Annotated in this window: 26 protein-coding genes; 5 read left to right on the forward strand and 21 right to left on the reverse strand. The window is 58.5% G+C overall.

The window, feature by feature from the left end:
- Positions 1-45: 45 nt before the first annotated feature.
- From VB780_RS15160 to VB780_RS15180, 5 genes are all read right to left on the reverse strand, one after another.
- The gene (locus VB780_RS15160) at positions 46-564 is read right to left on the reverse strand and encodes a GNAT family N-acetyltransferase (protein WP_323351998.1); all 519 of its coding nucleotides are present in this window, start codon (positions 562-564) and stop codon (positions 46-48) included.
- A gap of 9 nt (positions 565-573) precedes the next feature.
- Positions 574-1,164 (reverse strand): tRNA-(ms[2]io[6]A)-hydroxylase, encoded by a 591-nt coding sequence (locus VB780_RS15165; RefSeq protein ID WP_323351999.1) that lies wholly within the window; start codon positions 1,162-1,164, stop codon positions 574-576.
- Between the two features lie 140 nt (positions 1,165-1,304).
- Complete coding sequence (gene aroQ, locus VB780_RS15170) at positions 1,305-1,766, reverse strand: type II 3-dehydroquinate dehydratase (protein ID WP_323352000.1); 462 nt, start codon at positions 1,764-1,766, stop codon at positions 1,305-1,307.
- A 153-nt stretch (positions 1,767-1,919) separates the two neighbouring features.
- Positions 1,920-2,051: a hypothetical protein gene (locus VB780_RS15175; protein ID WP_323352001.1), complete on the reverse strand. Its 132-nt coding sequence runs from the start codon at positions 2,049-2,051 to the stop codon at positions 1,920-1,922.
- A 129-nt stretch (positions 2,052-2,180) separates the two neighbouring features.
- The gene (locus VB780_RS15180) at positions 2,181-3,497 is read right to left on the reverse strand and encodes a competence/damage-inducible protein A (protein ID WP_323352002.1); all 1,317 of its coding nucleotides are present in this window, start codon (positions 3,495-3,497) and stop codon (positions 2,181-2,183) included.
- A gap of 155 nt (positions 3,498-3,652) precedes the next feature.
- Here VB780_RS15180 and VB780_RS15185 point away from each other — a divergent pair, with 155 nt between their 5' ends.
- Positions 3,653-5,407, forward strand: a complete 1,755-nt coding sequence (locus tag VB780_RS15185; RefSeq protein WP_323352003.1) for an ArnT family glycosyltransferase — start codon at positions 3,653-3,655, stop codon at positions 5,405-5,407.
- Here the strand turns inward: VB780_RS15185 and VB780_RS15190 are convergent.
- The 3 genes from VB780_RS15190 to VB780_RS15200 all read right to left on the reverse strand — a co-directional run bounded on the left by VB780_RS15190 (position 5,363) and on the right by VB780_RS15200 (position 8,201).
- The gene (locus VB780_RS15190) at positions 5,363-6,421 is read right to left on the reverse strand and encodes an MraY family glycosyltransferase (protein ID WP_323352004.1); all 1,059 of its coding nucleotides are present in this window, start codon (positions 6,419-6,421) and stop codon (positions 5,363-5,365) included. The genes VB780_RS15185 and VB780_RS15190 overlap by 45 nt on opposite strands.
- Before the next feature lie 319 nt (positions 6,422-6,740).
- On the reverse strand, positions 6,741-8,024 hold the full coding sequence (glyA, locus tag VB780_RS15195) for a serine hydroxymethyltransferase (RefSeq protein ID WP_323352005.1): 1,284 nt from the start codon (positions 8,022-8,024) through the stop codon (positions 6,741-6,743).
- Between the two features lie 48 nt (positions 8,025-8,072).
- The gene (locus VB780_RS15200) at positions 8,073-8,201 is read right to left on the reverse strand and encodes a hypothetical protein (RefSeq protein ID WP_323352006.1); all 129 of its coding nucleotides are present in this window, start codon (positions 8,199-8,201) and stop codon (positions 8,073-8,075) included.
- Positions 8,202-8,481: 280 nt separating this feature from the next.
- Here VB780_RS15200 and crtB point away from each other — a divergent pair, with 280 nt between their 5' ends.
- Positions 8,482-9,408, forward strand: a complete 927-nt coding sequence (gene crtB, locus VB780_RS15205; RefSeq protein ID WP_323352007.1) for a 15-cis-phytoene synthase CrtB — start codon at positions 8,482-8,484, stop codon at positions 9,406-9,408.
- A gap of 115 nt (positions 9,409-9,523) precedes the next feature.
- Complete coding sequence (locus tag VB780_RS15210; protein WP_323352008.1) at positions 9,524-10,009, forward strand: DUF393 domain-containing protein; 486 nt, start codon at positions 9,524-9,526, stop codon at positions 10,007-10,009.
- A 275-nt stretch (positions 10,010-10,284) separates the two neighbouring features.
- Here the strand turns inward: VB780_RS15210 and VB780_RS15215 are convergent, their stop codons facing one another.
- The 3 genes from VB780_RS15215 to VB780_RS15225 all read right to left on the reverse strand — a co-directional run bounded on the left by VB780_RS15215 (position 10,285) and on the right by VB780_RS15225 (position 11,543).
- Positions 10,285-10,635: a DUF2973 domain-containing protein gene (locus VB780_RS15215; protein ID WP_323352009.1), complete on the reverse strand. Its 351-nt coding sequence runs from the start codon at positions 10,633-10,635 to the stop codon at positions 10,285-10,287.
- 104 nt (positions 10,636-10,739) lie between these two features.
- Entirely contained in the window at positions 10,740-11,006 is a 267-nt protein-coding gene (locus tag VB780_RS15220; protein WP_323352010.1) for a TIGR02450 family Trp-rich protein, read from the reverse strand.
- An 84-nt stretch (positions 11,007-11,090) separates the two neighbouring features.
- Entirely contained in the window at positions 11,091-11,543 is a 453-nt protein-coding gene (locus VB780_RS15225) for a hypothetical protein (RefSeq protein WP_323352011.1), read from the reverse strand.
- A gap of 265 nt (positions 11,544-11,808) precedes the next feature.
- On the opposite strand from VB780_RS15225, the gene VB780_RS15230 reads away from it, so the two are divergent.
- Both VB780_RS15230 and VB780_RS15235 read left to right on the forward strand, forming a co-directional pair.
- Positions 11,809-12,123, forward strand: coding sequence for a DUF86 domain-containing protein (locus tag VB780_RS15230; RefSeq protein WP_323352012.1), 315 nt, complete (start codon positions 11,809-11,811; stop codon positions 12,121-12,123).
- Between the two features lie 64 nt (positions 12,124-12,187).
- A complete protein-coding gene (locus VB780_RS15235) occupies positions 12,188-13,633 on the forward strand; it encodes a phenylalanine--tRNA ligase subunit alpha (protein ID WP_323352013.1) in 1,446 nt (481 codons plus the stop codon).
- Between the two features lie 21 nt (positions 13,634-13,654).
- Here VB780_RS15235 and VB780_RS15240 read toward each other — a convergent pair whose 3' ends face one another.
- From VB780_RS15240 to VB780_RS15285, 10 genes are all read right to left on the reverse strand, one after another.
- Positions 13,655-13,936 carry a hypothetical protein gene (locus VB780_RS15240; protein WP_323352014.1) on the reverse strand — a complete coding sequence of 94 codons (282 nt, stop codon included), beginning with the start codon at positions 13,934-13,936 and terminating at the stop codon, positions 13,655-13,657.
- A 69-nt stretch (positions 13,937-14,005) separates the two neighbouring features.
- The gene (locus VB780_RS15245; RefSeq protein WP_323352015.1) at positions 14,006-14,608 is read right to left on the reverse strand and encodes a hypothetical protein; all 603 of its coding nucleotides are present in this window, start codon (positions 14,606-14,608) and stop codon (positions 14,006-14,008) included.
- 145 nt (positions 14,609-14,753) lie between these two features.
- The gene (locus VB780_RS15250) at positions 14,754-16,979 is read right to left on the reverse strand and encodes an amino acid permease (RefSeq protein ID WP_323352016.1); all 2,226 of its coding nucleotides are present in this window, start codon (positions 16,977-16,979) and stop codon (positions 14,754-14,756) included.
- A gap of 161 nt (positions 16,980-17,140) precedes the next feature.
- Positions 17,141-18,361 carry an MSMEG_0565 family glycosyltransferase gene (locus tag VB780_RS15255; protein ID WP_323352017.1) on the reverse strand — a complete coding sequence of 407 codons (1,221 nt, stop codon included), beginning with the start codon at positions 18,359-18,361 and terminating at the stop codon, positions 17,141-17,143.
- Positions 18,361-18,915: a Uma2 family endonuclease gene (locus VB780_RS15260; protein ID WP_323352018.1), complete on the reverse strand. Its 555-nt coding sequence runs from the start codon at positions 18,913-18,915 to the stop codon at positions 18,361-18,363. The genes VB780_RS15255 and VB780_RS15260 overlap by 1 nt, the downstream gene beginning before the upstream one ends.
- Positions 18,916-18,963: 48 nt before the next feature.
- Entirely contained in the window at positions 18,964-19,980 is a 1,017-nt protein-coding gene (locus VB780_RS15265; RefSeq protein ID WP_323352019.1) for a sll0787 family AIR synthase-like protein, read from the reverse strand.
- A gap of 7 nt (positions 19,981-19,987) precedes the next feature.
- Positions 19,988-20,506 carry an MSMEG_0567/Sll0786 family nitrogen starvation N-acetyltransferase gene (locus VB780_RS15270; protein WP_323352020.1) on the reverse strand — a complete coding sequence of 173 codons (519 nt, stop codon included), beginning with the start codon at positions 20,504-20,506 and terminating at the stop codon, positions 19,988-19,990.
- 5 nt (positions 20,507-20,511) lie between these two features.
- On the reverse strand, positions 20,512-21,600 hold the full coding sequence (locus VB780_RS15275) for an MSMEG_0568 family radical SAM protein (RefSeq protein WP_323352021.1): 1,089 nt from the start codon (positions 21,598-21,600) through the stop codon (positions 20,512-20,514).
- Positions 21,601-21,782: 182 nt separating this feature from the next.
- Positions 21,783-22,820 carry a Nit6803 family nitrilase gene (locus tag VB780_RS15280; protein ID WP_323352022.1) on the reverse strand — a complete coding sequence of 346 codons (1,038 nt, stop codon included), beginning with the start codon at positions 22,818-22,820 and terminating at the stop codon, positions 21,783-21,785.
- A gap of 213 nt (positions 22,821-23,033) precedes the next feature.
- Positions 23,034-23,516: an MSMEG_0572/Sll0783 family nitrogen starvation response protein gene (locus tag VB780_RS15285; protein WP_323352023.1), complete on the reverse strand. Its 483-nt coding sequence runs from the start codon at positions 23,514-23,516 to the stop codon at positions 23,034-23,036.
- Positions 23,517-23,740 lie beyond the last annotated feature (224 nt).

Below are 23,740 nucleotides of genomic sequence, written 5' to 3' on the forward strand. Positions count from 1 at the left end.
GCGATTATAGCTAACTTCTGACTGTTGAGGCTGAAGCCAGCGTTTCTAGCCAACGGGATGAGCGGAAGCAGAGGGTAGGCGCTTGCGGTAGACGCGATCGCACCGAGCCGTTTCCACCCCGCTGGCAGGTTCATAACCGCTGGCTTCGTATAGCCCCACCGCTTCCTTTAGCACCGAGGCGGTTTCTAACCAAATATCGGTGAAGCCGCGCTGCTGAATGACAGATTCTAGCGTGCTGAGCAGATAGCGCCCCAGCCCCAGCCCGCGTGCCTGAGGCAGCAGATACATCTTGCGCAGCTCCACGGCACCCTCCCCGCGCTGGGTAGGACGATACCCAGCGGTACCGACCAGCACGCCATCGATTTCTACGACCCAAAATTCGCCACCCGTCTCCCAGTAGCAGGCCTCTACTTCTAGGGCATCGCGATCGCTGTCAGTCGGTTCGCAGGTGAGGCAGTATTCCTTCAGTACCTCGTCAATGATGGCAACGGCGGCGGCGCGATCGCCCGACTGCCAACTGCGAATCAGATAGGGGCCAAAGGTGCTGTGGTGGTCTAACGGCATGAAACGTCTCTAGCTATGAATGCGGGGCTGGGGATGCAGGCTGGCTAAAATCTCGCTTTCGGCGGTGGCCAGTTGCGCTAGTCGAGTTTCTACCTCGGCACGGGGAAAGCGCCCGGTGGCCAGTACCCAGTAGGCACCGTAGTGGCGAGCCTCTGAAGCCATGAGGCTGCGGTAAAACTGGGCGAGTTCAGGGTCGGGGCAGTGCTGGCCCAGCAAGCCTAACCGTTCGTGGCTGCGTGCTTCGATCAGTGCCGACACCAGCAGCACGTCGAGCTGACGGTGGGGTTCGGCGGATCGCACCTGCTGACGCAGGGCGGCTCCATAGGGCGGTGGCGGCAACGGGCCAAAGGGAATGCTGCGCCGATCTAGCCACTGATTAACCTGGGCAAAGTGGGCCAGTTCTTCTTGGGCGATCGCAGTCAGCGCCTTCACTAACTCAGCATCTGACGGGTAGCGGTTGATCAGGCTCATGGCCACCCCCGCCGCCTTGCGCTCGCACTGGGCATGGTCGAGCAAAATTACGTCCAGATTAGCCAGAGCTTGCTCAACCCACGCCTGGGAAGTTGGCGTCTCTAAAAATTTAATCGTGGCGGTGGCCATACAAATTCGCGGAAGGTCTAGCGTAGATCTATCAGCTATGGTCACATTGATTAGGACACCGAGAAATCTTGAAACGCTTCAACGTTCAAACGTTTCAGAGAAAATGTCTCAATCAGATGGGCTACAGCTAGTCTAAACCACTAGGAACCGGCGGGTATTGGCTGAAGGTCTTGAAGGTGCTTCACTAATGCGTGCAGTCCCAGACGATAGCTGTCGGCCCCAAAGCCGCAGATCTGGCCCACGGCCACCGCAGCAATATACGAGTGATGGCGAAAGGCTTCGCGCTTGTGGATGTTGCTGAGGTGCACCTCAACGGTGGGAATACCAACGGCGGCGATCGCATCTCGAAGGGCCACGCTGGTGTGGGTATAAGCCCCAGGATTGATTAAAATGCCGTCTTTTTGCCCAAAAGCAGCCTGGATGCAGTCCACTAACGCCCCTTCGCTGTTGGATTGAAAGCAGTCTAAAGCAACTCCCAGGGCATTTGCTTCGGCCACTAGGGACGCCTCGATGGTAGCTAGGGTTTGCCGACCATAGATATTGGGTTCTCGCAAGCCCAGCATGTTGAGATTTGGGCCATGGACGACTTGAACCCTCAGCAATGATCCTTATCCTCATGCATTAGTATTTGCGTTGGCAAAGCCAGTCACCCATCCTCTACGCGGGTGGGGCATCCTAGAGACTGAATACTACACCCAAGAATGATGTCAAGCGACAGTATCGCTAAACCTTGATCAAAAGCTGTTGAGAGCACCCTATCGGCGGGGTTCTTCTACCGGAATAGGAATCAAGTCAGGCTCTGCCTGGTGCTCAGGGCCAAATAGAGCCTCAATGACTCTATCAACCCAGTCGCGCAGTTTTTCGAGAGCCTTTTCGATGTAGTCCATTAGGGCAAAACTCCTTACTGGCACACGCCACCCTGGTTGCTCTTACCTAAAACCGGCCCTAGGCCAGCGGGGGCTGCATTCATCCATAATTACATAATAGCCATTTGAAGCAAATGATCAACCCAACCGTTACAGCAGGTTGCGCCGCAGAGCATCCAGGGCAGAAAGGGCGCTAAGCTGGCGCACCCAGTCACGACCTCGATATCCAGAGAACTCATGCTTATGGGTCAACACATTGCCCTGGGGAGTAGCCAGGCCAATGTAGACCAGTCCTACCGGTTTGGTCTCGCTGCCTCCGTCTGGCCCGGCAATGCCAGTGATGCTCACGGCCCAGTCGGTTTGCAGCAGGGTTTTGACGCCTAATGCCATCTGCTCGGCCACGATCGCACTCACGGCCCCCTGTTCTTCTAAAACAACCGGATCCACTTTGAGGATGTTGGTCTTGACTCGGTTGTCGTAGGCAATCACGCCGCCATAAAAGTAGGCAGAACTGCCCGCAATATCGGTTAAAAGCTGCCCTAGGCCACCGCCCGTACAAGACTCGGCCACCGCCACAGTTTGCTGCCGCAACCGCAGCAGTTGTCCGACCACCGAGGCCAGGGTATCGTCGTCGGCACCGTAGCAGTCGTGGCCCACCAGCGATCGAATCCCCGCTTCGACCGGCTCAATTTTGGCCAGGGCAGCGGCGGTAGAGTCGGCCCGCACGCTAATTCGCAGTTTGGCTTCACCTTTGCTGGCGTAGGGGGCCACCGTGGGGTTTCCCTGGCTCAGATAGGGGGCAACCTGCTCCGCCAGGGCCGACTCGCTAATGCCCCAAAACCGCAGCATGCGGCTGACAATAGTGGTCGTCACCCAGCCCTGGCTACGCAGGTAGGGTACGGCGGTTTCCTTCCACATCGCCTGCATTTCCCTTGGCACACCGGGGAAGGTCATCAGGGTCAGCCCAGGCCGGGGCGACCAGATAATCCCTGGAGCAGTGCCCTGGGGGTTGGGCAACACCGTGGCTCCCTGGGGCAGCAGCGCCTGCTTGCGGTTGCTGGGGGGCATCGTCCGGCCCCGGGCGGTAAATTTGGCCTCAATGTCGGCCAATAGGTCAGGGTGTTCAACCAGAGGCGCACCAAATAAATCGGCCAGCGTCTCTATGGTCAGATCGTCGGGGGTGGGGCCAAGGCCGCCGGTAAAGAGCAGGAGCTGGGATGCGGTTCCCGGCTCCTGGGCGAAGCGATCGGCAGCAGTGGTCACCGCCTGCTGAATGCGGGCCGGGTTGTCGCCCACCACGGTTTGGTAGTAGTGGGCAATGCCCAGACTGGCCAGCTCTTTAGCCAAAAACTGGGCATTGCCGTTGAGAATATCTCCCAGCAGCAGCTCGGTGCCTACGCAGATAATCTCTGCACTGGGGGGCGAATTTTCGGTTTCGGCAGGCTGAAACGCTGGACTGTGGGTCATGGGGCGTCCTTAGGGCGATGGGGGTCGATGGGATGGCCGGGGCGCAATAGTGTCATTATGACCATTGCAGGGAAGCCAGGAAAAGCCCGTTTGGCCCATTGGCGAAGTCCCTAGATTATGTCGCGGATTGGTTGTTTTTAAGGAGAGGCTACCCGATGGCAGGTTGGAGCGAGGGGGATAGAGCCGTCAGGGGGGGCGATGGTCAAAGACCCGCCCTAGGGGGCGATCGCAACAAACCAGGCTGGGCCACCGGGCTGCTAGCCCTAGTGCTGGGAGGTCTGCTCTACCGCACCATTGTTGCCATCTGGCTGTTTCCAGGATTTGACGAAGCCTACTACTATCTCTACAGCCGCTACCTGAGTCTGAGCTATTTCGACCATCCGCCCGTGGTAGCCCTTACCACCGGGTTGGGCTGGTGGCTTACGGGGGTGATCTCGCCCTTCACCATTCGCCTGGGGGCGCTGGTGCTTTATTGCCTCAGTTTAGGGCTGCTGTACCTGGCGGCAACGCGGCTGTTTTCAGCGGCGGTGGGGCAGATGACGGTGGCCATTGTCACGCTGATACCGCTGTTTACCATCGGCTTTGGCATTCTCACCTCCCCCGACAATGGGCTGATTTTATTTTGGAGCGCCACGCTGCTGGTCGCTGCCTGGGAGTTTTTTCCCCACAGCAGCCGGATTGGGAACTCTGAGGTGATTAGAGCGACCTACGTGCCCACCTGGCGCATTGTGCTGCTGGGGCTGACGGTGGCCCTGGCGGGGTTGAGCAAGTACCACGGCTTCGTGCTGGGCGTTAGTCTGGTGGGGTTTTGTGTAGCCTATCGACCCTACCGCGCGGCGCTGCGATCGCCCTGGACGCTCCTGGCCCTAGGCGTCTTTATCCTTACCCTCTTCCCCCTCTGGTACTGGAATAGCCAGAATGACTGGATTTCCTTTCGCTTTCAGCTGGGTATGCGGTTTGACGGGGGCACTGCAAGCAGCGGCTTTAGCCTGGGGCAAATGGTTGGCTACTGGCTGCTGTCGAACGTCTATCTGTTTCCCCTGTTTGGCTTTCCGCTGTGGTGGGTGGCGGCGCGACAGAGTGCCAAGCAGGCTTTGTTCTGGCGTTCTCCCAGGCTAGAGAGCGACGACGCGCAAGATCACTACAAACAGGGTCTCGTTTTGTGGCTATCGCTGCCGATCATGCTGCTGTTTACCCTGCTGGGGGGCAAGCAGCAGATTTTGCCCGCTTGGCCTGCCCCCGGCTACTGGGGCATCGTCATTTTGCTGGCCGCTCAAGTGCTGATTTGGCAGCGCGATCGCCCCCGCCTCATTCGCCGCTGGCTGTGGGGTTCGGGGCTGTTTTTAGTCTCTCTGTCGATGGTGGCGCTGCTGCACCTCCAGCTCGGCGTTCTGCAAAAACCCAGCACCTACGCCCTGTTTGGTGGGCTAGTACCTGTCGCGCAGGATGGCTCTACAGAACTGATCGACACTAGCCAGCTCAAACGGCGGTTTGCCAACACCCCAGAGATTCGCACAGCTCTTGATGAAGTGGGGTTTGTCTTCACCAACGAGTACTACCTGGGGGGCTACTTTGCTATGGCGATTCATCCCCTAGTCGATCTGCCGGTGACAGCCTTCAGCCAAGACCCGCGCGGATTTGCTTACTGGTTTAACCCCCAGGACTGGGTAGGTGAAGATGCCCTCTATATGACCTTAGATCGCTTCGCCCAAGACGACGAGATTGTTGAGGGCTACCGACCCCTCTTCGACAACATTGAGCCCTTGGCCACCGTGCCGCTAATGCGCGGCGGCGAAGTAACCGAAACTATCCACGTATACCGCGCCAATACTTTGCGGCGAGTCTACGAATACCCCTATGGCCCCTCAGCGGGTGCGTTGCCGCAGCCGCCAGCCGGTGTAGCTGAGTAGCGCCGTGGCGGCTAGGGCATAGACCAAACCGCTGGGCATGCCCGCAAACGCCAGAGCCAAACTGCCAGCCCACAGGGTCAGCACATAGATAAAGAGCACGGTTACTCGGTGAGAAAGTCCCGCCTGGAGCAACCGGTGATGCAGGTGGCGCTTGTCAGCTACAAAGGGGGATTTGCCGGCTCGCAGGCGATCGAGAATTACGGCTGACATGTCGAGAATCGGTACGGCCAGGATCAGGTAAGGCAGCAGTACCGCAGCGGTAGTCACTGTTTTAACCAGACCGATGACTCCCACCCCCGCCAGGGTAAAGCCCATAAAGTAGGCCCCCCCATCTCCCATGAAAATTTTGGCCGGGTTGAAGTTGTAGCGCAAGAAGCCCAGAGCCCCACCGGCTACCGCCGCTGCAATTAACGCCGCTGCGGGCTGATTCATGTAGAGACTCACCACCAGCATAATGAGCGCAGCAATGCCTGAGACCCCCGCCGCCAGGCCATCGAGGCCGTCAATCCAGTTGATGGCGTTGGCCATGCCCACTAGCCACAAAATGGTCACCGGCAGGCTAATAAAGTCGGGCAGCTGGATAAGTCCGTAGAAGGGAATGGTGAGGAAGTCGATACTCACACCCACGTACCAGGCCATGGTCGCCACTATGGCCTGCATCAGCAGGCGGCTGAGGGGCGAGAGACCAAATAGGTCGTCGGTGAGACCAATCAGAAAGAAGGCTAGCCCGCCGAGGGTAACTCCCCAAATTTGAAACTCCTGGGGGGGGGCTAGGTGGGCACCAGTGGCGTCGATGAAACCGCCCAGGGACCAGACCGCCAGTAGGGCCAGCAGAGTACCAATGAAAATTGACACTCCGCCCAGCCGCACCATGGGCTTGTCGTGTACCTTGCGATCGCCGGGCTGATCGACTCGCCCGCTCTTGAGACCAATGCGGCGCACAATGGGCGTCGTACCGAGTACCACCGCGGCGGAGATACCAAAGGCCAACACGTGATACAGATAAAACGGCATCTCACTCCCCTCTATTGTTGGAGACTCTGTCCCTAGCAGCCACCTCACCAGCCCAGGACTAACCCCGGCAAACTAGCGTTTTGGCACAGTCGAATGGCCTATGGAAGCCCTAGGGTACCGCCCCAGAATCCCAATCAAACAGGCCAAAGGGTATTTTGGCCTGAAACAGTCCATAGGATAGGTCGAGTCTTGCTAAACAGACAAAAACTCCATGCAATTATGACAGATCATTAAGGTGTCACCCTAACTTTCTGCGCATTGCCTGGAGTTAATGTCCCACTCAAGGGGTAAAAAGCCTCCCTAGAGGCTGGCGTAGCGCTTAGACCAAGGCCGGAACTAAGCCGCCCAGGTGGGTGTAGAGGGGGAAGCGATCGCACAAGGCCGCCACCCGTCGCTTGCAGTGCTCAGCGATCGCTGCATCTTCGGGGTTGAGCAGGCGATCGGCGATGATGTTGGCGATCTCGGTGAACTCAGCCTCGCCCATGCCGCGGGTGGTCATCGCCGGGGAGCCCAGCCGCAGACCGCTGGTGACAAAGGGCGACTCGGGGTCGTAGGGCACGGTGTTCTTGTTGGCGGTGATGTTGACCTCGCTCACCAGCTGATCGGCGCGCTTGCCCGTCATGCCGATGGAGCGCAGATCTACCAGTACCAGGTGGTTGTCGGTACCGTCAGACACCACCTTGATGCCGCGCTCCTGGAGCTGGGCGGCTAGGCGCTGGGCGTTAGCAATCACCTGAGCGGCGTAGGTATGAAACTCGGGCTTGAGGGCTTCGCCAAAGGCCACGGCCTTGGCTGCAATCACATGCTCTAGGGGGCCGCCCTGGCTACCGGGGAACACCGCCTTGTCAAACTTTTTACCCAGTTCGGCATCACGGGTCAGGATCAGACCGCCACGGGGGCCGCGCAGGGTTTTGTGGGTAGTGGTAGTGACTACGTCACAGTGGGGTAGGGGGTTGGGGTGTAGGCCAGCGGCCACCAGGCCAGCGATGTGGGCGATGTCGGCCATCAGATAGGCACCAACTTCGTCGGCGATCGCGCGAAACTTCTCAAAATCGATCACGCGGGGGTAGGCCGAATAGCCGCAGATGATCAGCTTTGGGCGGTGCTCCAGCGCCAGCTCGCGAATCTGGTCGAAGTCGAGCTGCTCACTGTCGCGGCTGACGCCGTACTGAGCCACCTTAAACCACTTGCCTGATACGTTCACGGGCGAACCGTGGGTCAGGTGCCCGCCGTGGGAGAGATCCATGCCCAGAATGGTGTCGCCGGGCTGGAGGAGAGCCAGAAACACGGCAAAGTTGGCCTGGGCTCCCGAGTGGGGCTGCACGTTGGCGTGGGCGGCACCGAAGAGTTCTTTGGCGCGATCGATCGCTAGCTGCTCAGCCTCATCCACAAAAGCGCAGCCACCGTAGTAGCGCTTGCCCGGCAGCCCCTCGGCATACTTATTGGTGAGCACCGACCCCTGGGCCGCCAACACCGCAGGCGAGGTAAAATTCTCGCTGGCAATTAGCTCTAGGTGGTCGCGCTGGCGCTGCAGCTCGCGCTGCACAATGCTGGCCAGCAGCGGATCAGACTCTTGTAGAAAATCAAAGTTAGTTTGAGGCACGGGCAAGGCTCCCAACAATCGACAGAACTAGACAGACAAAGGGGACCGTTAACGGGTAGCCGATAGAGCGCCTTCCCCCGGAGCGGTGCTGCTTACCGCCCTGCAATTCCCCAGAAACCGCTTCGCGCGGCGCAGCGCCGGGTTGGAGCTAGGAGAAGCCGCGCGAGGGTCAGGCATTGAGCAGGGCTAATACGCAGTCTATTATCTTATCTGGATGGCCTTCAAATGGGTAGTCAGCCCCCAACAGGCTTGCAACAGAAGGCTTGTCTTTAGAATTTGCGGGCAAACGTTACAGATTGCAACATATAATCTGTAGAAACGGCAGAGGCGGGGTTGCTTCGGGGAATGGGCCGATTTCAACTGTTTTGCCAAAGTTGGGTGCAGTTGTGAGAGGCTAAGTTAAGCAGAATTGCCTGTAGTCGGTTTGAGATTTATATTCTCCAGGTTTGGGTCATTAATGCTGCAACTGACGGATTCTCCCACCATCCAATCTCTATCCTCCGTTGAGGATGCCTACGAGGTGTGCCGACGCGTCACGGCAAAGTATTCCAAGACGTTTTACACAGGCACCATGCTAATGGCCCCCGCTAAGCGGCGCGCTATTTGGGCCATTTACGTCTGGTGCCGCCGCACCGATGAGCTGGTGGATGGGCCGCAGGCGCAGTTCACCAGCGAAAAGACGTTGGATCGATGGGAGTCACAGCTAGAGTCGATTTTTGCCGGCTGCCCAGTGGATGACGAAGATGTAGCTCTCGTCGATACTCTAGAACGGTTCCCCCTCGATATTCAGCCTTTTCGCGACATGATTGCGGGCCAGCGGATGGATTTGCACCGCAACCGCTACGAGACCTTTGAAGACCTAGAGCTGTACTGCTACCGTGTGGCCGGTACCGTAGGGCTGATGTCGACCACGGTGATGGGTATCAACACCCAGTTGCAAACCGCTCCCTGGAGCCAGCAGCAGCACCTTGACCCAACCCCTCAGGCGATCGCCCTAGGCATTGCCAACCAGCTCACCAACATTCTGCGCGACGTGGGCGAAGATGCTCGCCGGGGCCGCATCTACCTGCCCCTGGCTGACCTGGCCGCCTTTGACTACACCGAGGCCGATCTGATGGCCGGCGTAATCGACGATCGCTGGCGAGCCATGATGGCCTTTCAGATCGAACGCGCCCGTCGTTTTTACGCCGAAGCAGAGAGCGGCATTGGCCTGCTAAGTGAAGACGCCCGCTGGCCCGTGTGGTCGGCCCTGGCCCTCTACCGCCAGATCTTGGACGTGATTGAAGAAAACGGCTACGACGTGTTTACCCAGCGGGCCTACGTGCCTTCTCTGCGCAAGCTGCTGACCTTACCTGGGACGCTGCTCAAAGCTCGGGTGCTATAGGGCCGTTTAGCTCGAACGGGCGATCGCCCATGGCCCATTCAGCAGGCGAACGTCAGAGTTGTTAAGATATGTATAGGGATAATCTCTCTATTTCGCGTCTTAGCCACAGGTTTCTATGACGACTACCTCTGCCCCTGCTGCTACCCCAACCCCCCCCGCCGCCGGTTGGCAAATCAAGCTGCTCTATGACGGCGACTGCCCCCTGTGCCTGCGAGAGGTAAATTTTCTACGCCAAAAAGACAACGGGCGTGGACTGATCGCCTTTACCGACATTGCCGACGATGACTACAACCCCGATGACAACGGCGGCGTTGACTTTGCTACAGCCATGGGCCGTATCCACGCGGTCAAGGCCGATGGCACTGTGATTCAGAATGTGGAAGTCTTTCGCCAGGTCTACGACACCCTAGGCATTGGCTGGGTCTATGCGCCCACCCGTTGGCCAATCTTGGGTGCTCTAGTCGATTGGGCCTACGGGGTGTGGGCTAGCTGGCGGCTGGCGGTTACCGGCAGGCCCAGCCTCAAGACAATTTTGGCTGAGCGTGAGGCCCGATTGGCCGTAGGGTGTGGCGCGTCAGAGACCCAGCGCTGTCGTGTTTAGGTCTAGCATTGGCCAGAGCTTTCTAGCTGACAATCGGCAATCTAAAAATGCGGCCATCAGCTTTTTTTGATCAAGAAAGCGATCGCTGCGAGTACAGGCTACACCAAATCTCGAATGAATACCCCCTACGGGGTTCTTGACTATGAATCGGGGTTTACCAGATCGGATTTCGTATTACAGCTCTGCCAAACCAACAGAACGCAAAAAAGACCGAGTCTCTCAAAAATAGGACTCGGTCTTTTTACATCGAACCTTAAATTGTTTGAATAGAGCCCTTACCGCTCAGGCTCAGAGCCGCTATCTTCTGTGTCATCGATGGAGCTACCGGTGCCGTTGTAGAGAGCGTCGAGCTGCTCACGGGCGTCTTTAACCGAGATCGAGCGCATCACCAGCAGGGGTTCACGAATGACTTGACCATCTTGGTCGAGTAGCTCGGGGTGAGGCATGGAGCGATTCCCCCCTGGGGAGGCTTCGCCGTTGCCCTGGGCCGCAGACTGGCCGCCATAAGCTCTAGGCGCTTGGGGGTTGCGGGCATTGCCGCCCAGCAAAATTAAGTTTCTGACCAGATTTGCGATCGCCATAATGGCCAGAACCGCAAATGCGATGATGTAAATGACGTGCCACATACGCTGCTGTCCTCTGGCCAACCTTTGCCTGTATTGACTTTAACGCGTTTCAGGCCTGCGTGCTTCGCCAGACTCAAAACTCAAATATCCAGACTCTTTACCCTCTAGTTTAACCAGAATATGTCTTCCTCAGCCTTGGGGGGTGGAGGGCTGAGGGGTTGCCAACCCGGCTGCCAGAGGGAACGGTTTTTGAGCTGTTTGGCATTGACCCACAGTCGTACCGTGGGGTCGCAAGAGGCCACCAACTCCGCAAACACCCACTGGCCCTCCTGCTTGCGGTTGGCCACCTGAAAATGTCGCCAGCCTTCGGTTTTTTGGCAGGCCGTCCATTTAGAGCCGAGCAGATGGGGATACTTTTGCTTGCGGGGCATTGGGGAGTGATGCGTGGGTGAAGGTGACAGAGACAATTTCAAAGGTCATACCCATGATATTGCGCTACACCACTCGCCTGCCCATTAACGAATGCCGCTAGCCTCAAGCCGCTTCTTGATGCCGCCCATGTGAACAGCCCGGCTGCTGATTTGCACCTGTTTATCTTTAAGCAACACGTAGACCCGGCCTGACAGCAACTGACGAAAAAATGGACGACCATAGACCAAAACCCCGTCCAAGTTGGCGTCTGCGTCTTCGGCATAGCCCATGTCGGCTAGGGCGGCATCCAGTTCACGTTTAAAGGTTTTACGGCTGCTGATGGGCAGCTCTAGGTTAGTACTGCGGTTAACTGAGGCCCCTAGCAGGCCGCCAACAATACCAAACAAAAAGCCGTACTGATTGGGTAGCCCCGTCTCTAGGCCAATGCCTAAGGTTTTTACCGCCAGCAGAGAGGTGACTAGGGCGGTACCGCAAAAATAGTACAAAAACGTGAGGCCAAAGCTAGGCCCGGCTGGTAAAGTTGGTTCGTCGGTCATGGCAACACCCAGTCGTTATCGCATTGGAGCTGGGTCTATCTTGTCATTAAATCTCGTGTTTTTCACGACAAAGCTAGCCTAATGATAGATGTTTTCAAAGTTACAAAGCAGAATCATTTACATAACCCTGATATTTGATCATACGAATCTGAGCCATATTGGAACTTAGATACAGAACCTTGGGTCATACCTGAAGTAGAGTTCTGAAGCCTGACAGACGCCCCTAAGCCCAATCAGAATGATGCGACAGGATCTTTGCCTGCTAATGTCGATCTATCAAGCTGCCGAGCAGATTGTCGACACTACGAATCGCTGCACAAAGGAACGATTTCTGTCCAGTGTACAATTGCAAACAGCGGCCATCGTTAAGCTTTTGGCAGCGGCTGAAAGCGCGAAGGCATTGACAGCGCAGACCTATCAGAGTCTGCCCCAGGTTGCTGGCAAAGCCCTGGGCGATCTGCGGGACGGCCTTGTCGATGACGATGACAATGTTGACCCAGAGCAGCTTTGGCAGGTTGTCAGTCAGGAGGTGCCGCTGCTGGCGGCAGAGCTAAAATTCAGAATTCCTCCCCACGTCTGACTGACCCGTAGGCGGGATGAAATCGTCCCTGGTAGGCTGAGGTGGGATTGTTCAGGAGGCTTCTATGCTCGACCTGCTTCAGCTCACTGGTAAGCAGCGGCAGTTTGTAGATCTATCGCAGCACCAGCAGACGGTGGCTAGTTTGCGATCGCTCTGTGCCCAGGCCGGATTCGACTTTAACTTTATCAACGGCTTTTTGCGCAGCGGGGCGCTCGATGGCTACGTGCAGTGGCAAGAGCACAGCCAGCAAACCTGGGTGCTGACGGCTAAGGGAGAAGAGGTAGACGGGGTGCTGCCTGGATTTCCGCTGGTGGAACGGCTGTTGCAGGGGATAGGCGATCGCGCTACCCTCCAGGCTGAGTTAGGCACCGCCTTTAGCCTCAACTACGGAGCCCTGCGCCGTGAGCAGGCCGTAGATTTGGTGGATGGCGATGGCGAAGGGGTCGTGGCAGTGCTGAAGTCATCGGTGCTGGGGGCCTACCAGCAGCGGCAGGGGGTGTTTAAGGCGATCGCGGCGGGTCAAGTTTTAGATGGCAGCGCGTCATCTTCCCTGGAGTGGCTACAGCAGCAGGGCTACATTGTCAGTCGAGTCGAAACAGACTATAGCCTCACCGTGCTCCCAGCCTTGCACACCCTAGAGCTAGGGGATGTGGTGACCACCCTCACCAGCGACTTAATTTTGTCGGGTCAGTGGCGGCAGGCCGACCTCAAACCCTACGACATCCATGCCGAGGTGCCCGATGTTGCTTACGGACGGCCCACCATTCTCACCCAGTGCATTCAGCGCATTCGCGATATTTTTCTGAACATGGGATTCGACGAAATGTCGGGCTATATGGTGGAATCGGCCTTTTGGAACTTTGACGCCCTGTTTACCCCCCAAGACCACCCCGCCCGCGAGGTGCAGGACACCTTTTACCTGGCTAACCCCCAAACCCTACCCCTGCCCGAGGATGCAGCGCTAGTGCAGCGGGTCAGGCAGGTACACGAAGCCAACTACGGCGGCCAGTGGACTGAGGCCGAAGCCAGCCGCGCCATTCTGCGCGCCCACACCACCACCTCTACCGCCCGCCGCCTGCACCAGCTCCAGGGCAAAGACGGCAAGTATTTCTCCATCGATCGCGTGTTTCGCAATGAGACAGTCGATCGCACCCACCTGGCCGAGTTTCATCAGATCGAAGGGGTAGTCGTGGGCGAACTGCTCAGCGTGCGCACGCTAATGGGCTACCTCACCTATTTCTACGAGCGACTAGGGTTTAAGGATCTCAAGTTCAAGCCCACCTATAACCCCTACACTGAGCCGTCACTGGAGGTGTTTGCCTACCATCCGCCGAGCGATCGCTACATTGAAGTGGGCAACTCGGGTCTGTTTCGTCAAGAAATGCTCGAACCCCTGGGCTGTGGTGAAAAATCGACGGTGGCCTGGGGTCTGGGCCTAGAGCGCATCGCCATGCTGCTCTACGGGATAGAAAAACTCTCCGACCTGATTGGCCCCGATATTAAGCTCTAAAGGATTGCGTGAGGAATTGCCTTAGGCTGCAGATTCTTCGGGCAGGTCGTCCACAGAGCCAACCAGTACCTCTAGCTCTAGGGTAAGCTGCTCAGCGGGTTCAGCTTCGGCCTCTGCGTCTAGAGCCGTTTCCTCGTCACTCTCGGCTTCGCCATCGCGCTCTAGCCAGGGAGAGTCGAAATGATGCCAGGGCAGCACGGGTTCGTTGGGCAAGCTCTCACTCAGCACAGTAATGTTGCTGGCGTCTGGCTCAGGCAGCACTACGCGTCTTTCTAAGGTTGTCTCTTGCTGTGCATCACTCATACTGGTCCCCGCCGAAGGCGGTCAAAAACGTTAGAGTCAGCGCTTCTAGCCATTATGTCTAGACTGGGGCTAGATTAACCCAGAAGACGACCCACCTGCCACGTAAATTACCAGGATATGTACCAGCATAATAACAGTTGTGCCCCAGATGGTGTAGGCCGCGTATTTGAGGCTTTGGGACGTATCTTCGAGGCGCTGCTTGTTGGCGTTGTAGGTTTCCGACAGGTTGACCAGCATTTGCAGCTGGTAGTCTTGCTCGGGCAGCGCCAGGTAGGTTTCTAAAAATTTACGGTCTTCTAAATTCGGGGTGACGGCCACCTGACGGGGCAAAAACGCCCCCATCAGCAGCGAAAAGCTGGCCAAAAATCCGATAATTTCGGCCAGGCTAAACACGCTGCCGCTGACCAGCAGCCGCGAGATACTAAGGCTGGTCAGCAGCGCCCCGTTGGCCACAAACAAAATGTTGAGTTTGGTGGTCAAAATCTGGCTCTGCTCGTTTTGCTCGCGCAGCACCATGCGCACGTCTTGAGCCGCCAGCGTCAGGGTCGCTGGGGCGATCGCGGCAGGCTCAGGGATAGGGTCTTCTACGGGCAGGCTGAGCTGCACCTCATCGGGGGGCAGGGCTTCCACCGGAGGCAGGGTGTCGGCAGGGGTAGAAACGGCGTTGACCATGGCGGCGGCCACTGATAAGAGGAGCAGAAGAAAACTTGACGGGTGGCCGGGCGAGGATTCGCGGCATGCACTATTCCCATAGTAGTCAGAATTCCCCTGGCTGAGGGCGTTTGGGCGGGCTAAGTTGACTTCTATAGCAGCGGCATTAGCCGTCTTTTTGCAGCACTTCGGCAAACTCTAGCTCCTCGGAGGCCAGCACCAAGATTGTGGGCGGCAGTGAGGCGGTGCGCTTTTGCAGATCGAGATAGTAGTCGGTGAAATTTTCGCTGGGGGTGGCCAGGCCCAAAAACACCAGATCGGCGGTTTGAGACGAGGTTTGGAGAATGTCGTCAAAGCTGCGATCGCCCGCCACAATTACCCTCGGGATTGCCCCAATACGCAGGTTTTTCACCACACCCTTTAGGTTTGACTCAGCGGCGGCCTGAGCCTGGTCATTGGGCACCACCAAGTTTAGATAGACCTCGGCATTGCGCCAGCGATCGCTGGTGCGCAGCAGGTAGGCCAAAATCAGCATCAGGCCCCCGTTGGCCTGGAGACCGCCCCACCAGACATCGATCCGGCGATTGGTGAGCACCCGGCCCCCAAAGGCGGGGTAGTGCTCGGGCTGGCTGCGAAAGATCAGCACATTGCGCCGCGCCTGGTGGCAGGTGGCAATCATCTGGCAGAAGCGATCGCGCGTGTTTTCGGCCTCAGTGTCGCCCAGCAGCACCGTGTTGGGCACCAGCGGGCCAATGCCGTAGGCATCCACCAGTTTTTCCATGCCGCTAAAGGGGTCGGGGGCCGTGACCAGCCGCACAAAGGCCTCAGTGCCCTGACGCTCAAGATAGTCCTTGATCGTAGACTCAAGGGCATCTTGCTGACTGCCGCTGCGCGCCCCGGGAGGCAGCACGCTAGATAGGGTGATCAGCCCTCGGTTGTGGGTCAGATCAACGGCCAGCTCAGTGAGGTGGGGCCGCTTGGTCGGTGCACCCGAAAACACCAGCAGGTGAGGCCGCCAGTTTTTGGCGTCGGGAGTGGTCTGGAGTTGAAACAGGCCGGTGCGCACCAGGGTCATCCACAGACCGTTGCGCAGGTCGCCCCAGGCCCCCTCCATTTCTCGCCGTTGCAGCCAGAGAAAAATGCCCAGCACGATCGCAGCAGCCATCACCGTTGCGATCGCGTTGATCAAAAACATCACCATCAGGCAGCCCACCGCCCCCAGCAGCGACAGGCTCCAGTGCACCTTAAACGTGGGCCGAAACGACGGGCTCTGCAAAAACGTCTCCAGCCCCGCCGAGACATTCAGCACCAGGTAGGTGGTCAAAAAGAACATGGTCAGAATCGGCGCAATCAGGTTTAGATCGCCAACGCTGACCGCCGCCAGGGCAATGCCGAGGGTGAACCACGTCCCCATGCGCGGCTCATCCATCGGGCCGTAGCCCCGGCCCAGCCACCGCAGCCGACCGGGCAAAATGCCGTCGCGGGCCAGGGCCTGGAGTACGCGGGGGGCACCCAAAATACTGCCGATCGCGCTCGACAGCGTCGCCCCCCACACCCCCAGCAAAATCGCGTCGCCCCACAGCGCCATGCGCCGCATCACCAGCGGTTCGGCAATCAGCGTGGCCGGGTCGGCCCACCACGCCAGCAGAAACGGGATCAGCATGTAGATGACGTAGCCCACGGCGATCGCCGCCAGAGTACCCTTAGGAATCGCCCGCTGGGGTTCTTTCAGGTCGCCCGACATGTTGACCCCGGCCATAATGCCCGTCACCGCCGGAAAAAACACCGCCAGCACCGCCCAAAACCCCACCGACCCCGGTGCCTCGGTGGCGGGCAAGGCAGTCGGCTCTACCCCCTGCCCCAGCAGCAGCGACCCCAGCGACAGCAAAATCGCCGCCATGATGAAATACTGGGCCTTAATGGCAATATCCGCCGATTTCAGCGCCAAAATCGCCACCAAGATCGTGGTGATTAGCGCCACCAGAGTTTGAGACAGCGCCGGAAACACCTGCACCAGGCTCTCGGCAAAGCCAATGGTGTAAAGCGCCACCGAAAACGCCTGGGCTAAATACAGCGGAATGCCCACCGCGCCGCCGGTCTCAATGCCCAGGGAACGGCTGATCATGTAGTAAGCACCGCCCGCTCGCACCACCTGATCCGTGGCAATGGCCGAGATCGACAGCCCGGTCAACAGCGTGATCGAGGTGGAAATGGTGACAATCAGCAGGGTTTGCCACAGCCCCACATGGCCCACCACCCAGCCAAAGCGCAGATACATGATCACCCCCAGGATGGTCAAAATTGAGGGAGTAAACACGCCGCCAAACGTCCCCAAGCCCTGGGATGCAGCACCTTTGGAGACAATTACGCTGCTGTCGGGCGATTTAGACATGGGGTATTCCTAAACATTTGGTTTTACACCCTGCCACCAGTTCGGCGCGGGATATCTAGCTAAAATCCGATTGCTGTGCTGGATTGGATCCAGAGTGGGGCCGTTGCGGTGGTTCAGCCTGCCCCGGTAGGATTTTAGCCTTGATGCGACAGGGGCGTAGGCTATTTCTTTGAAGCTTTGAAGTTGGCAGGGCTGTGCCCATGGGTGCTGAGCAAGCGTCGATAGTGCTGGAGATGCAGCTCGGCTGAGCGAGACCAGGCATACTGAGACAAAACGGCGCGACTTTGATTAACTAGCCCTTGGGCGATCGCAGGCTCTAGCACCGCGACCATGGCCTGGGCGATCGCCTCTATCGACCCCGGATCCACCAGCAGTGCCTGAGCGGGGCTAAGAAACTCGGTAAAGGGCGGCTGGTTGGCGGTAATGATGGGGAGACCCGATGCGATCGCCTCCAGCACCACCAACCCCCAGCCCTCTTTGGTGGAAGGGAAGCAAAATACATCGGCAGCCCGATACAGCGTGGGCAAATCATCATCGGGGATCACCCCTGGCAGCAGGACAGATTTGCCAATCATTGGCCCGTGCTGTTGCTCTAAGGTTTCCGCTAAAGCGAAGAACGACCGGCGGTAGGGTTCGTAGTCGAATAGGGTGGCTCCGCCTGCAATCACCAGCTGCGCCTGGGCATAACTGGTCAGCACCTGGGCAAAAGCCGCCAGCAGCCGCATCGAATTCTTGCGCGGCTCGATGCCGCCCACAGTGAGAAAGATCGGTGAACCCGTGAGGCCGTAGCGAGCTTTGAGGGCATCCTCCTGGCCTGAGGAAGCTAGGGAAAAGCGCTTGAGGTCTACGCCATTGAGCACTCTGGGGGCGGCGATGTCGTACTCGTCGCGGAGGGCCGTCTGCCAGCGATCGCTCACACACAGACACAAATCTGGGTCACGAATCGACTTATCCTGGCACTGCCGCAGGTAGACGCTGGCGTAGTCTTCAATATGGTGGACGGTGCGCACCACGTTGGCCACTCGCCCCAGCTGTCTGAGCTTCACCAGGGCGTTGGCCCCAATGCAGTCTTGAGCATGGTAAATGTCGTGATTTTCTTCGGAATGGGCCAAAAAGTAATCGACAAATTCTTGAATGCGCTGGCGAATTAGCGCATCGGTGGCCTGGTTGGGGGAAAGGCGCGACGGCGGCGGCTGGGCAGGCACCAGCTGCACCCTGGCCGGAATCGCCCGATCAAAGCCCTGACCGTCCTTATCTAGCGCGTAGACGCACACCTCGTGGCCTAGCTCTGTGAGGGCGGTTGCTAGCTCTAGCGTGTGTACCACACTACCCCGCAGCTTGGTGGCGTAGGTCAGCAGAGCAACCCTGAGAAGATCTGCCATTAAAGGATTAACCAGCCAAAGATATCAGCAACCGTGAGCGACAGCTCAACACCTTCGATGACGGGCAGCAACGCCTCTCCTTCAAGAAATTGCACCCGTTGATCGGGCCAGACAATCAGCACGGTTTCTTCATCTGGATCGACGAGCCAGCCTAGCTCAGTGCCATGCTGAGCGCAGTGGAGCAGATTGCTCAGCACCCGCGACTGGCTTTGATCGGGCGAGAGGATTTCAATCGACCAGTCGGGGTGGAGGTTGAACCGATTGGCAATCCGCCCGGAGGACTGACGAGGAATTCGCTGCCAGCGAAAGACCGCCACATCGGGCACCACCGATTGATTGCCAAAGGTGCAGCGCAGTTCTGGAAACGCCATGGCCACAGCGACTTCTCTAGCCTGCTGGTTGATGGTTTCGCAGAGCTTGCCCTGTAAGAGGCTGTGTTCTCCCTGGGGCATGGGCTTTTGAATGATTTTGCCGTTGATAAATTCTGCGGCGGGCCTGGTCTCAGGGAGTTCTAAAAACTCGTCGAGGGTGAGGAGTTGGGTGGCAATAGTCATAGGCAGCGTCCTCGCAACAAACAGAACCAGCGATGCTTTCTTTCTAGCTTATGCAGATTGTGAGTCATTGGTTGATCTCGCTAGGTCACCCCTGCCAAATCCGGTAAGGGATTCGGTGGCAAAGTCCCAAAAGCAGAGGGAGGCATCACCCAGTTGCAGAGTGAGGGTTTGACCCTCGGTGATGGTGCCCACAGGGTTGCATACTAGCCCTTGGTTGTGAAACTGGGGCTGAATTTGCTCTACAGCTTCGGGGCGCACGCTGAGCAGATAGCCGTAGCTAGGGAAGCTGAGCAACCATGGGAGGAGTTCTACGCCGGGTGGGGGGGCGATCGCCCCCAAATCCAACACCGCCCCACAGCCCGATGTTTCCAACAGCATCAGCGCCGTGCCAACAATGCCGCCCATGCTGATGTCTTTGCCGGTGTCGCAGAGGCCCGCTTCGGCGAGATGGGGCAGTAGCTCTAGGTTGGCGCGCAGGCGATCGCGCTCACCTTCCGTCGCCGCATTCCAAAAGGGATACTGAGGGTGCATTTTCCCGGCCATATCTGTGACGTGCAGCAGCACATCCCCCGGCTGGGCGCTGAAGCTGGTGATCAGCTGGTTGGCGCGACCGAGGATGGCGACCGACAGCGCCGCGTAGGGGCTATGGCAGCTGGTGTGGCCCCCGACGATGGGGACGTTGAAGGCTTGGGAAGCGGCGACCATGCCCTGCCACAGGGGATCGACCGCTTCAGGCGACTGGCTCCAGATGGTGTCTACCACGGCGATCGCACGGCCACCCATGGCGTAGATGTCGCTTACGTTGACCATGACGGCGCACCACCCGGCAAACCAGGGGTCGGTGTCCACCAGGGTGGGCCACATACCCTCCGCCGCTAGCAGTAAATAACCATCGCCATCGGGGATGGCGGCGCAGTCATCGCCTAAGAGAATCGGCTCTTGGTGGGCTGATCCGACGTGGGCACCAAGGCGATCCGCCGCTGTTTGGATGTCTTGCTTGTGGAGAATGCCGAGCGATCGCCGCAGCTCGGCGGCCAGTTCCCACAGCTTTAGCTCGTCGGTCATAGCGGCATCACGACACCTGCTGCACCGACCAGGGTAGTTGTGGCCGCACCTCGTCGCCGGGGGGATAGTGGGCCAGGTCGGCTTCCATGAGGTGGTGGGTGCGATCGCACAGCACCATCTCCTCCAGCGAGTCCCAGTGCAGGCGCTGGAAGAAGCGCACGTTTTGCTCTTGCACGGTGGCGAGAAAGCGATCGCAGCCCCAGGTATTAGCCGTGGTCACCGCTTTGTGAATTAGCCCCTTGCCGATGCGCCCCACCCGGCGATAGTCAGGGTGTACCCCCAAGCGCCCGCCGTACCAGAGGCGGGGGGACTTCTCGTAGATGCGTACGACGCCGACCACGCGATCCCCTGAGGAGGCTTCATGATCTAGCGCGACGATGGGGTAGGCGACACCATCGAGGTTATCGGCATCGTCGTTGTCGAACAGGCCCTGTTCTTCGCAAAAGATGGCCTGACGGAGCGCGAAATAGCCTTCCAGGTCGTGGGGAGTTCGAGTCAGTTCAAAGCTATAGCGATGGAGTGCCATGGTCGTTAACCCTCAAACGTAGACAGGGCCGAACACGCGCCGCACTTGGCGCAGCCCGCTTTCATATCTGCCGAGGCCATACCCGACTGCTTTAGCAGTGTCCCTACCTGCTGGTAGAGGGCAAACATAAACTCGCTGCTGGGGGCGGGATGGTGAGCCAGCGGCGTTTCGCCAATGGGCACAAAGGGCACCACAAAGGGATACACGCCTAGCTGGATGAGGCGATCGCTCGCTTCCACTAGCGTCTCCAAACTGTCGCCCAGGCCCGCCAGCAGGTAGGTGCTCACCTGGCCCCAGCCAAACACGTTCACCGCCGCCTCAAAGGCTTGGTAATAAACCGTTAAGGGGACTTCGGCCTTGCCCGGCATGATTCTGGCCCGCACTTCGGGATCTACTGCCTCCAAGTGCATGCCCAGACTGTCGATGCCCGCCTCTTTCATGCGCTCGAACCAGACGAAATCGTCGGGCGGTTCGCACTGGGCCTGAATGGGCAGGTTTAGCACCCGCTGGCGAATGGCGGCAGCGCATTCGGTCAGGTAGGCCGCCCCGCGATCGCTCGTATTCGGCGTCCCCGTCGTCATGATCATGTTGGTCACGCCGTCCAGCCGCACCGCAGCTTCCGCGACTTCAGCCAATTGCTGGGGCGTTTTGCGGGCGATGGTGCGCCCGGCATCGAGGGATTTTTCGATGGCGCAGAATTGGCAGGCGGTAGCGGGGTCGCGGTAGCGCATACAGGTCTGCTGCACTGTGGTGGCCAGCACGTCGCGCCCGTGGAGCAGGGCAATTTTTGAATAGGGAATGCCGTCGGCGGTGGTGAGGCTGTAGAACCGGGGGGCGTTGGGCACGTCGATGGGGGTGATGGTCTCCCCGGAAGCCTCTAGATGCAGCGGGCTCGCGGCGGTAGCTCTGATGCTATAGGGAGATTGAGCGGCGCTGTCGGTGTAGACCGGCACCATGACGGTGGTGCCGTCGATGGTGATGGCGCGGTGATCCGAGGGGCCTGCGCCGCCCCGTCGCCCCGCTGCCCCTGGGGTCGAATCCACCACTCGCAGCCCGTGGGTTTGTAGCTCTGTAATCAGCCGTTGCTTGTTCATGGCCTGCTATGCGATACCCGATAAAAACCTGCGTCAATCTGCGCCACCCCTGCGAGTGACCTTTTTGTAGAGAAAAATTTGACCTCGAAAGCAACCCTCTCCAGAAACTCACTTTCTAAGTTTCTGGGTTGCACCCTGACAAATCGTTGGCCCCAGAAATCGGATTTCTCTTAACCCGCGCCTTAGACCGCTGGAAGCTCCACCCCGTTAGGCGATAGGCTGCCTGATTCGGCATCGATCAAGGAAACATCGTTTGCTCCGGTGGGTTGGGGAGAAAACGCTGGGGCGGCGGGCGTTTCCACCACCGCCCAGGGTTCGGCGTTTACCTTCAGGCGCAGCAGGTCGGGGCGGGCATAGTGGCCCACCGAGTCCATCATCCGCTTGCGTTTGGTGATGAGCGAGAAGTCTAGGTCTGCGATCGCCAGCCCCTCCCTCTCAGTAATTGGCTCGCTCAGCGGTACCCCCTCCGGGCTAATGATGGCGGTGTAGCACCCCCCCGACAGCACCCGATGCAGATTCTCATCGGGGGTGATCTGCCGCTTTTGCTCTTGGGTTAGCCAGCCCGTGGCATTGACCACAAAGCAGCCCGACTCCAGGGCGTGGTGGCGCATGGTGACTTCCATCTGGTCGCCAAAAATCTGCCCCACCATAGAGCCCGGAAATTGGCCGCAGTGGATTTGCTCATGCTGGGTCATCAGCGCGTAGCGGGCCAGGGGGTTGTAGTGCTCCCAGCAGGCCAGAGCGCCCACTCGCCCTGCCGCCGTTTCCACCACCTTCAGCCCGGCCCCATCACCCTGGCCCCACACCATGCGCTCGTGGTAGGTGGGGGTAATTTTGCGCCGCTTGAGCACCAGGGTGCCGTCGGCGTCAAAGATTAGCTGGGTGTTATAAAGGGAGCCACCGTCGCGCTCGTTCACCCCCAGCACCACCACCATGCCGTAGGAGCGAGCTGCCCGGCTCACCGCATCGGTCACCGGCCCCGGCACTGCCACCGCCTCGTCGTAGAGCCGCAGGTGCTCTTTACCCATCAGAAACGGCGGCTGCACAAAGGAGAAGTAGGGGTAGTAGGGGATGAAGGTCTCTGGAAAGACGATTAGCTGAACACCCGACTGGGCCGCTTCGGCGATGGTTTCCAGCACCTTTTCGGTGGTGCCGTCGCAGCTAAACAGCACGGGGCTGATCTGGGCGGCGGCGGCGCGAATGGTTTTGGCGTAGTCCATGGGCGTTGGTGGTGGGATGATGAGAGTTGCAGCCGATGAGCGAAGGGTGAACGGCGGAGCGAACCGCAGATGGGTGGATTGCAGCTTGGGTAGATGGTGGGCAGTGCCCACCCTACGGGGTCTGGGCGGTAGGGTGCATTCGCGGCCATCCAACTTTGGTCAAACACACCAGATTTAACCCCTGGGCCGCAATGCACCACCTACGTCATAGGGCTACATCGTCCAGGTGTCGAGAATAAAGGCCCCTTCTTTGCGGTGCATAAGCACAATATCGAGCACGTCGAGGGGGTTAATCGGGCGAATGCCGGGGATGAGAGAGGGCTCGCCGTGGCCATAGAGTGCCTGGAGGGCAAAGCGACAGGCGTAAATCTTGCAGCCCATCTCCAGCAGCTTGACAATCTGGTTATTCATCGCCAAGTGCCCAGGAAAGGCCTCGTCGTTGAGCTTGGGGAAGCCGCGCTGTACGCCTAGGGTGACGCCAGGGCCGTACAACAGCACCGAAGTCTCAAAGCCTTTGCGAATTAGGCGAGTGGCTTGCAGCAGGTTGACCAGACCAATAGAACCTTCAAAGGCCACAGTGTGGAAGGTGACGAGGGCTTTTTCGCCCGGCTCAGCCTGCACATCGGGAAATACTTTCTCTTCGTAATCAACCAGAAAATCCCCAGCCTGGTGAGCTGGCAAAGTTACTTCAGGCATAAATTTCAGTTCCTTGCAAAATTGCTGGCAGCGCTGGATGTCTGGCTGCACGTTCCAGCACATTAGGGGCGATCGCCCTGGGCTCCCGTATCAGCAACTACAAACCTTGGCGGTCTGGCCTAATCAACAGGGGCCGGGCTGCAAATTGCTAGTTCGACGTCCCAGGCTGACGGATACCCCTATCACTTTCGATAGGTACCCTGTTCAGATTCACGCCAATTGAG

The organism is Leptolyngbya sp. CCNP1308, from assembly GCF_034932455.1.
GTDB lineage: Bacteria > Cyanobacteriota > Cyanobacteriia > Phormidesmidales > Phormidesmidaceae > Nodosilinea.

Excerpts from the sequence above, each read along its gene's own strand:
- VB780_RS15260 (WP_323352018.1), bottom strand. The coding sequence starts at position 18,915 with ATGACTATTGCCACCCAACTCCTCACCCTCGACGAGTTTTTAGAACTC.
- VB780_RS15220 (WP_323352010.1), bottom strand. The coding sequence starts at position 11,006 with ATGCCCCGCAAGCAAAAGTATCCCCATCTGCTCGGCTCTAAATGGACG.
- VB780_RS15185 (WP_323352003.1), top strand. The coding sequence starts at position 3,653 with ATGGCAGGTTGGAGCGAGGGGGATAGAGCCGTCAGGGGGGGCGATGGT.
- VB780_RS15285 (WP_323352023.1), bottom strand. The coding sequence starts at position 23,516 with ATGCCTGAAGTAACTTTGCCAGCTCACCAGGCTGGGGATTTTCTGGTT.
- VB780_RS15255 (WP_323352017.1), bottom strand. The coding sequence starts at position 18,361 with ATGGCAGATCTTCTCAGGGTTGCTCTGCTGACCTACGCCACCAAGCTG.
- VB780_RS15160 (WP_323351998.1), bottom strand. The coding sequence starts at position 564 with ATGCCGTTAGACCACCACAGCACCTTTGGCCCCTATCTGATTCGCAGT.
- VB780_RS15240 (WP_323352014.1), bottom strand. The coding sequence starts at position 13,936 with ATGAGTGATGCACAGCAAGAGACAACCTTAGAAAGACGCGTAGTGCTG.
- VB780_RS15215 (WP_323352009.1), bottom strand. The coding sequence starts at position 10,635 with ATGTGGCACGTCATTTACATCATCGCATTTGCGGTTCTGGCCATTATG.
- VB780_RS15280 (WP_323352022.1), bottom strand. The coding sequence starts at position 22,820 with ATGGACTACGCCAAAACCATTCGCGCCGCCGCCGCCCAGATCAGCCCC.
- VB780_RS15275 (WP_323352021.1), bottom strand. The coding sequence starts at position 21,600 with ATGAACAAGCAACGGCTGATTACAGAGCTACAAACCCACGGGCTGCGA.
- VB780_RS15235 (WP_323352013.1), top strand. The coding sequence starts at position 12,188 with ATGCTCGACCTGCTTCAGCTCACTGGTAAGCAGCGGCAGTTTGTAGAT.
- VB780_RS15270 (WP_323352020.1), bottom strand. The coding sequence starts at position 20,506 with ATGGCACTCCATCGCTATAGCTTTGAACTGACTCGAACTCCCCACGAC.
- VB780_RS15250 (WP_323352016.1), bottom strand. The coding sequence starts at position 16,979 with ATGTCTAAATCGCCCGACAGCAGCGTAATTGTCTCCAAAGGTGCTGCA.
- VB780_RS15245 (WP_323352015.1), bottom strand. The coding sequence starts at position 14,608 with ATGGTCAACGCCGTTTCTACCCCTGCCGACACCCTGCCTCCGGTGGAA.
- VB780_RS15210 (WP_323352008.1), top strand. The coding sequence starts at position 9,524 with ATGACGACTACCTCTGCCCCTGCTGCTACCCCAACCCCCCCCGCCGCC.
- VB780_RS15165 (WP_323351999.1), bottom strand. The coding sequence starts at position 1,164 with ATGGCCACCGCCACGATTAAATTTTTAGAGACGCCAACTTCCCAGGCG.
- VB780_RS15200 (WP_323352006.1), bottom strand. The coding sequence starts at position 8,201 with ATGCCTGACCCTCGCGCGGCTTCTCCTAGCTCCAACCCGGCGCTGCGC.
- VB780_RS15180 (WP_323352002.1), bottom strand. The coding sequence starts at position 3,497 with ATGACCCACAGTCCAGCGTTTCAGCCTGCCGAAACCGAAAATTCGCCC.
- VB780_RS15190 (WP_323352004.1), bottom strand. The coding sequence starts at position 6,421 with ATGCCGTTTTATCTGTATCACGTGTTGGCCTTTGGTATCTCCGCCGCG.
- VB780_RS15265 (WP_323352019.1), bottom strand. The coding sequence starts at position 19,980 with ATGACCGACGAGCTAAAGCTGTGGGAACTGGCCGCCGAGCTGCGGCGA.
- VB780_RS15175 (WP_323352001.1), bottom strand. The coding sequence starts at position 2,051 with ATGGACTACATCGAAAAGGCTCTCGAAAAACTGCGCGACTGGGTTGAT.
- VB780_RS15225 (WP_323352011.1), bottom strand. The coding sequence starts at position 11,543 with ATGACCGACGAACCAACTTTACCAGCCGGGCCTAGCTTTGGCCTCACG.
- crtB (WP_323352007.1), top strand. The coding sequence starts at position 8,482 with ATGCTGCAACTGACGGATTCTCCCACCATCCAATCTCTATCCTCCGTT.
- VB780_RS15230 (WP_323352012.1), top strand. The coding sequence starts at position 11,809 with ATGTCGATCTATCAAGCTGCCGAGCAGATTGTCGACACTACGAATCGC.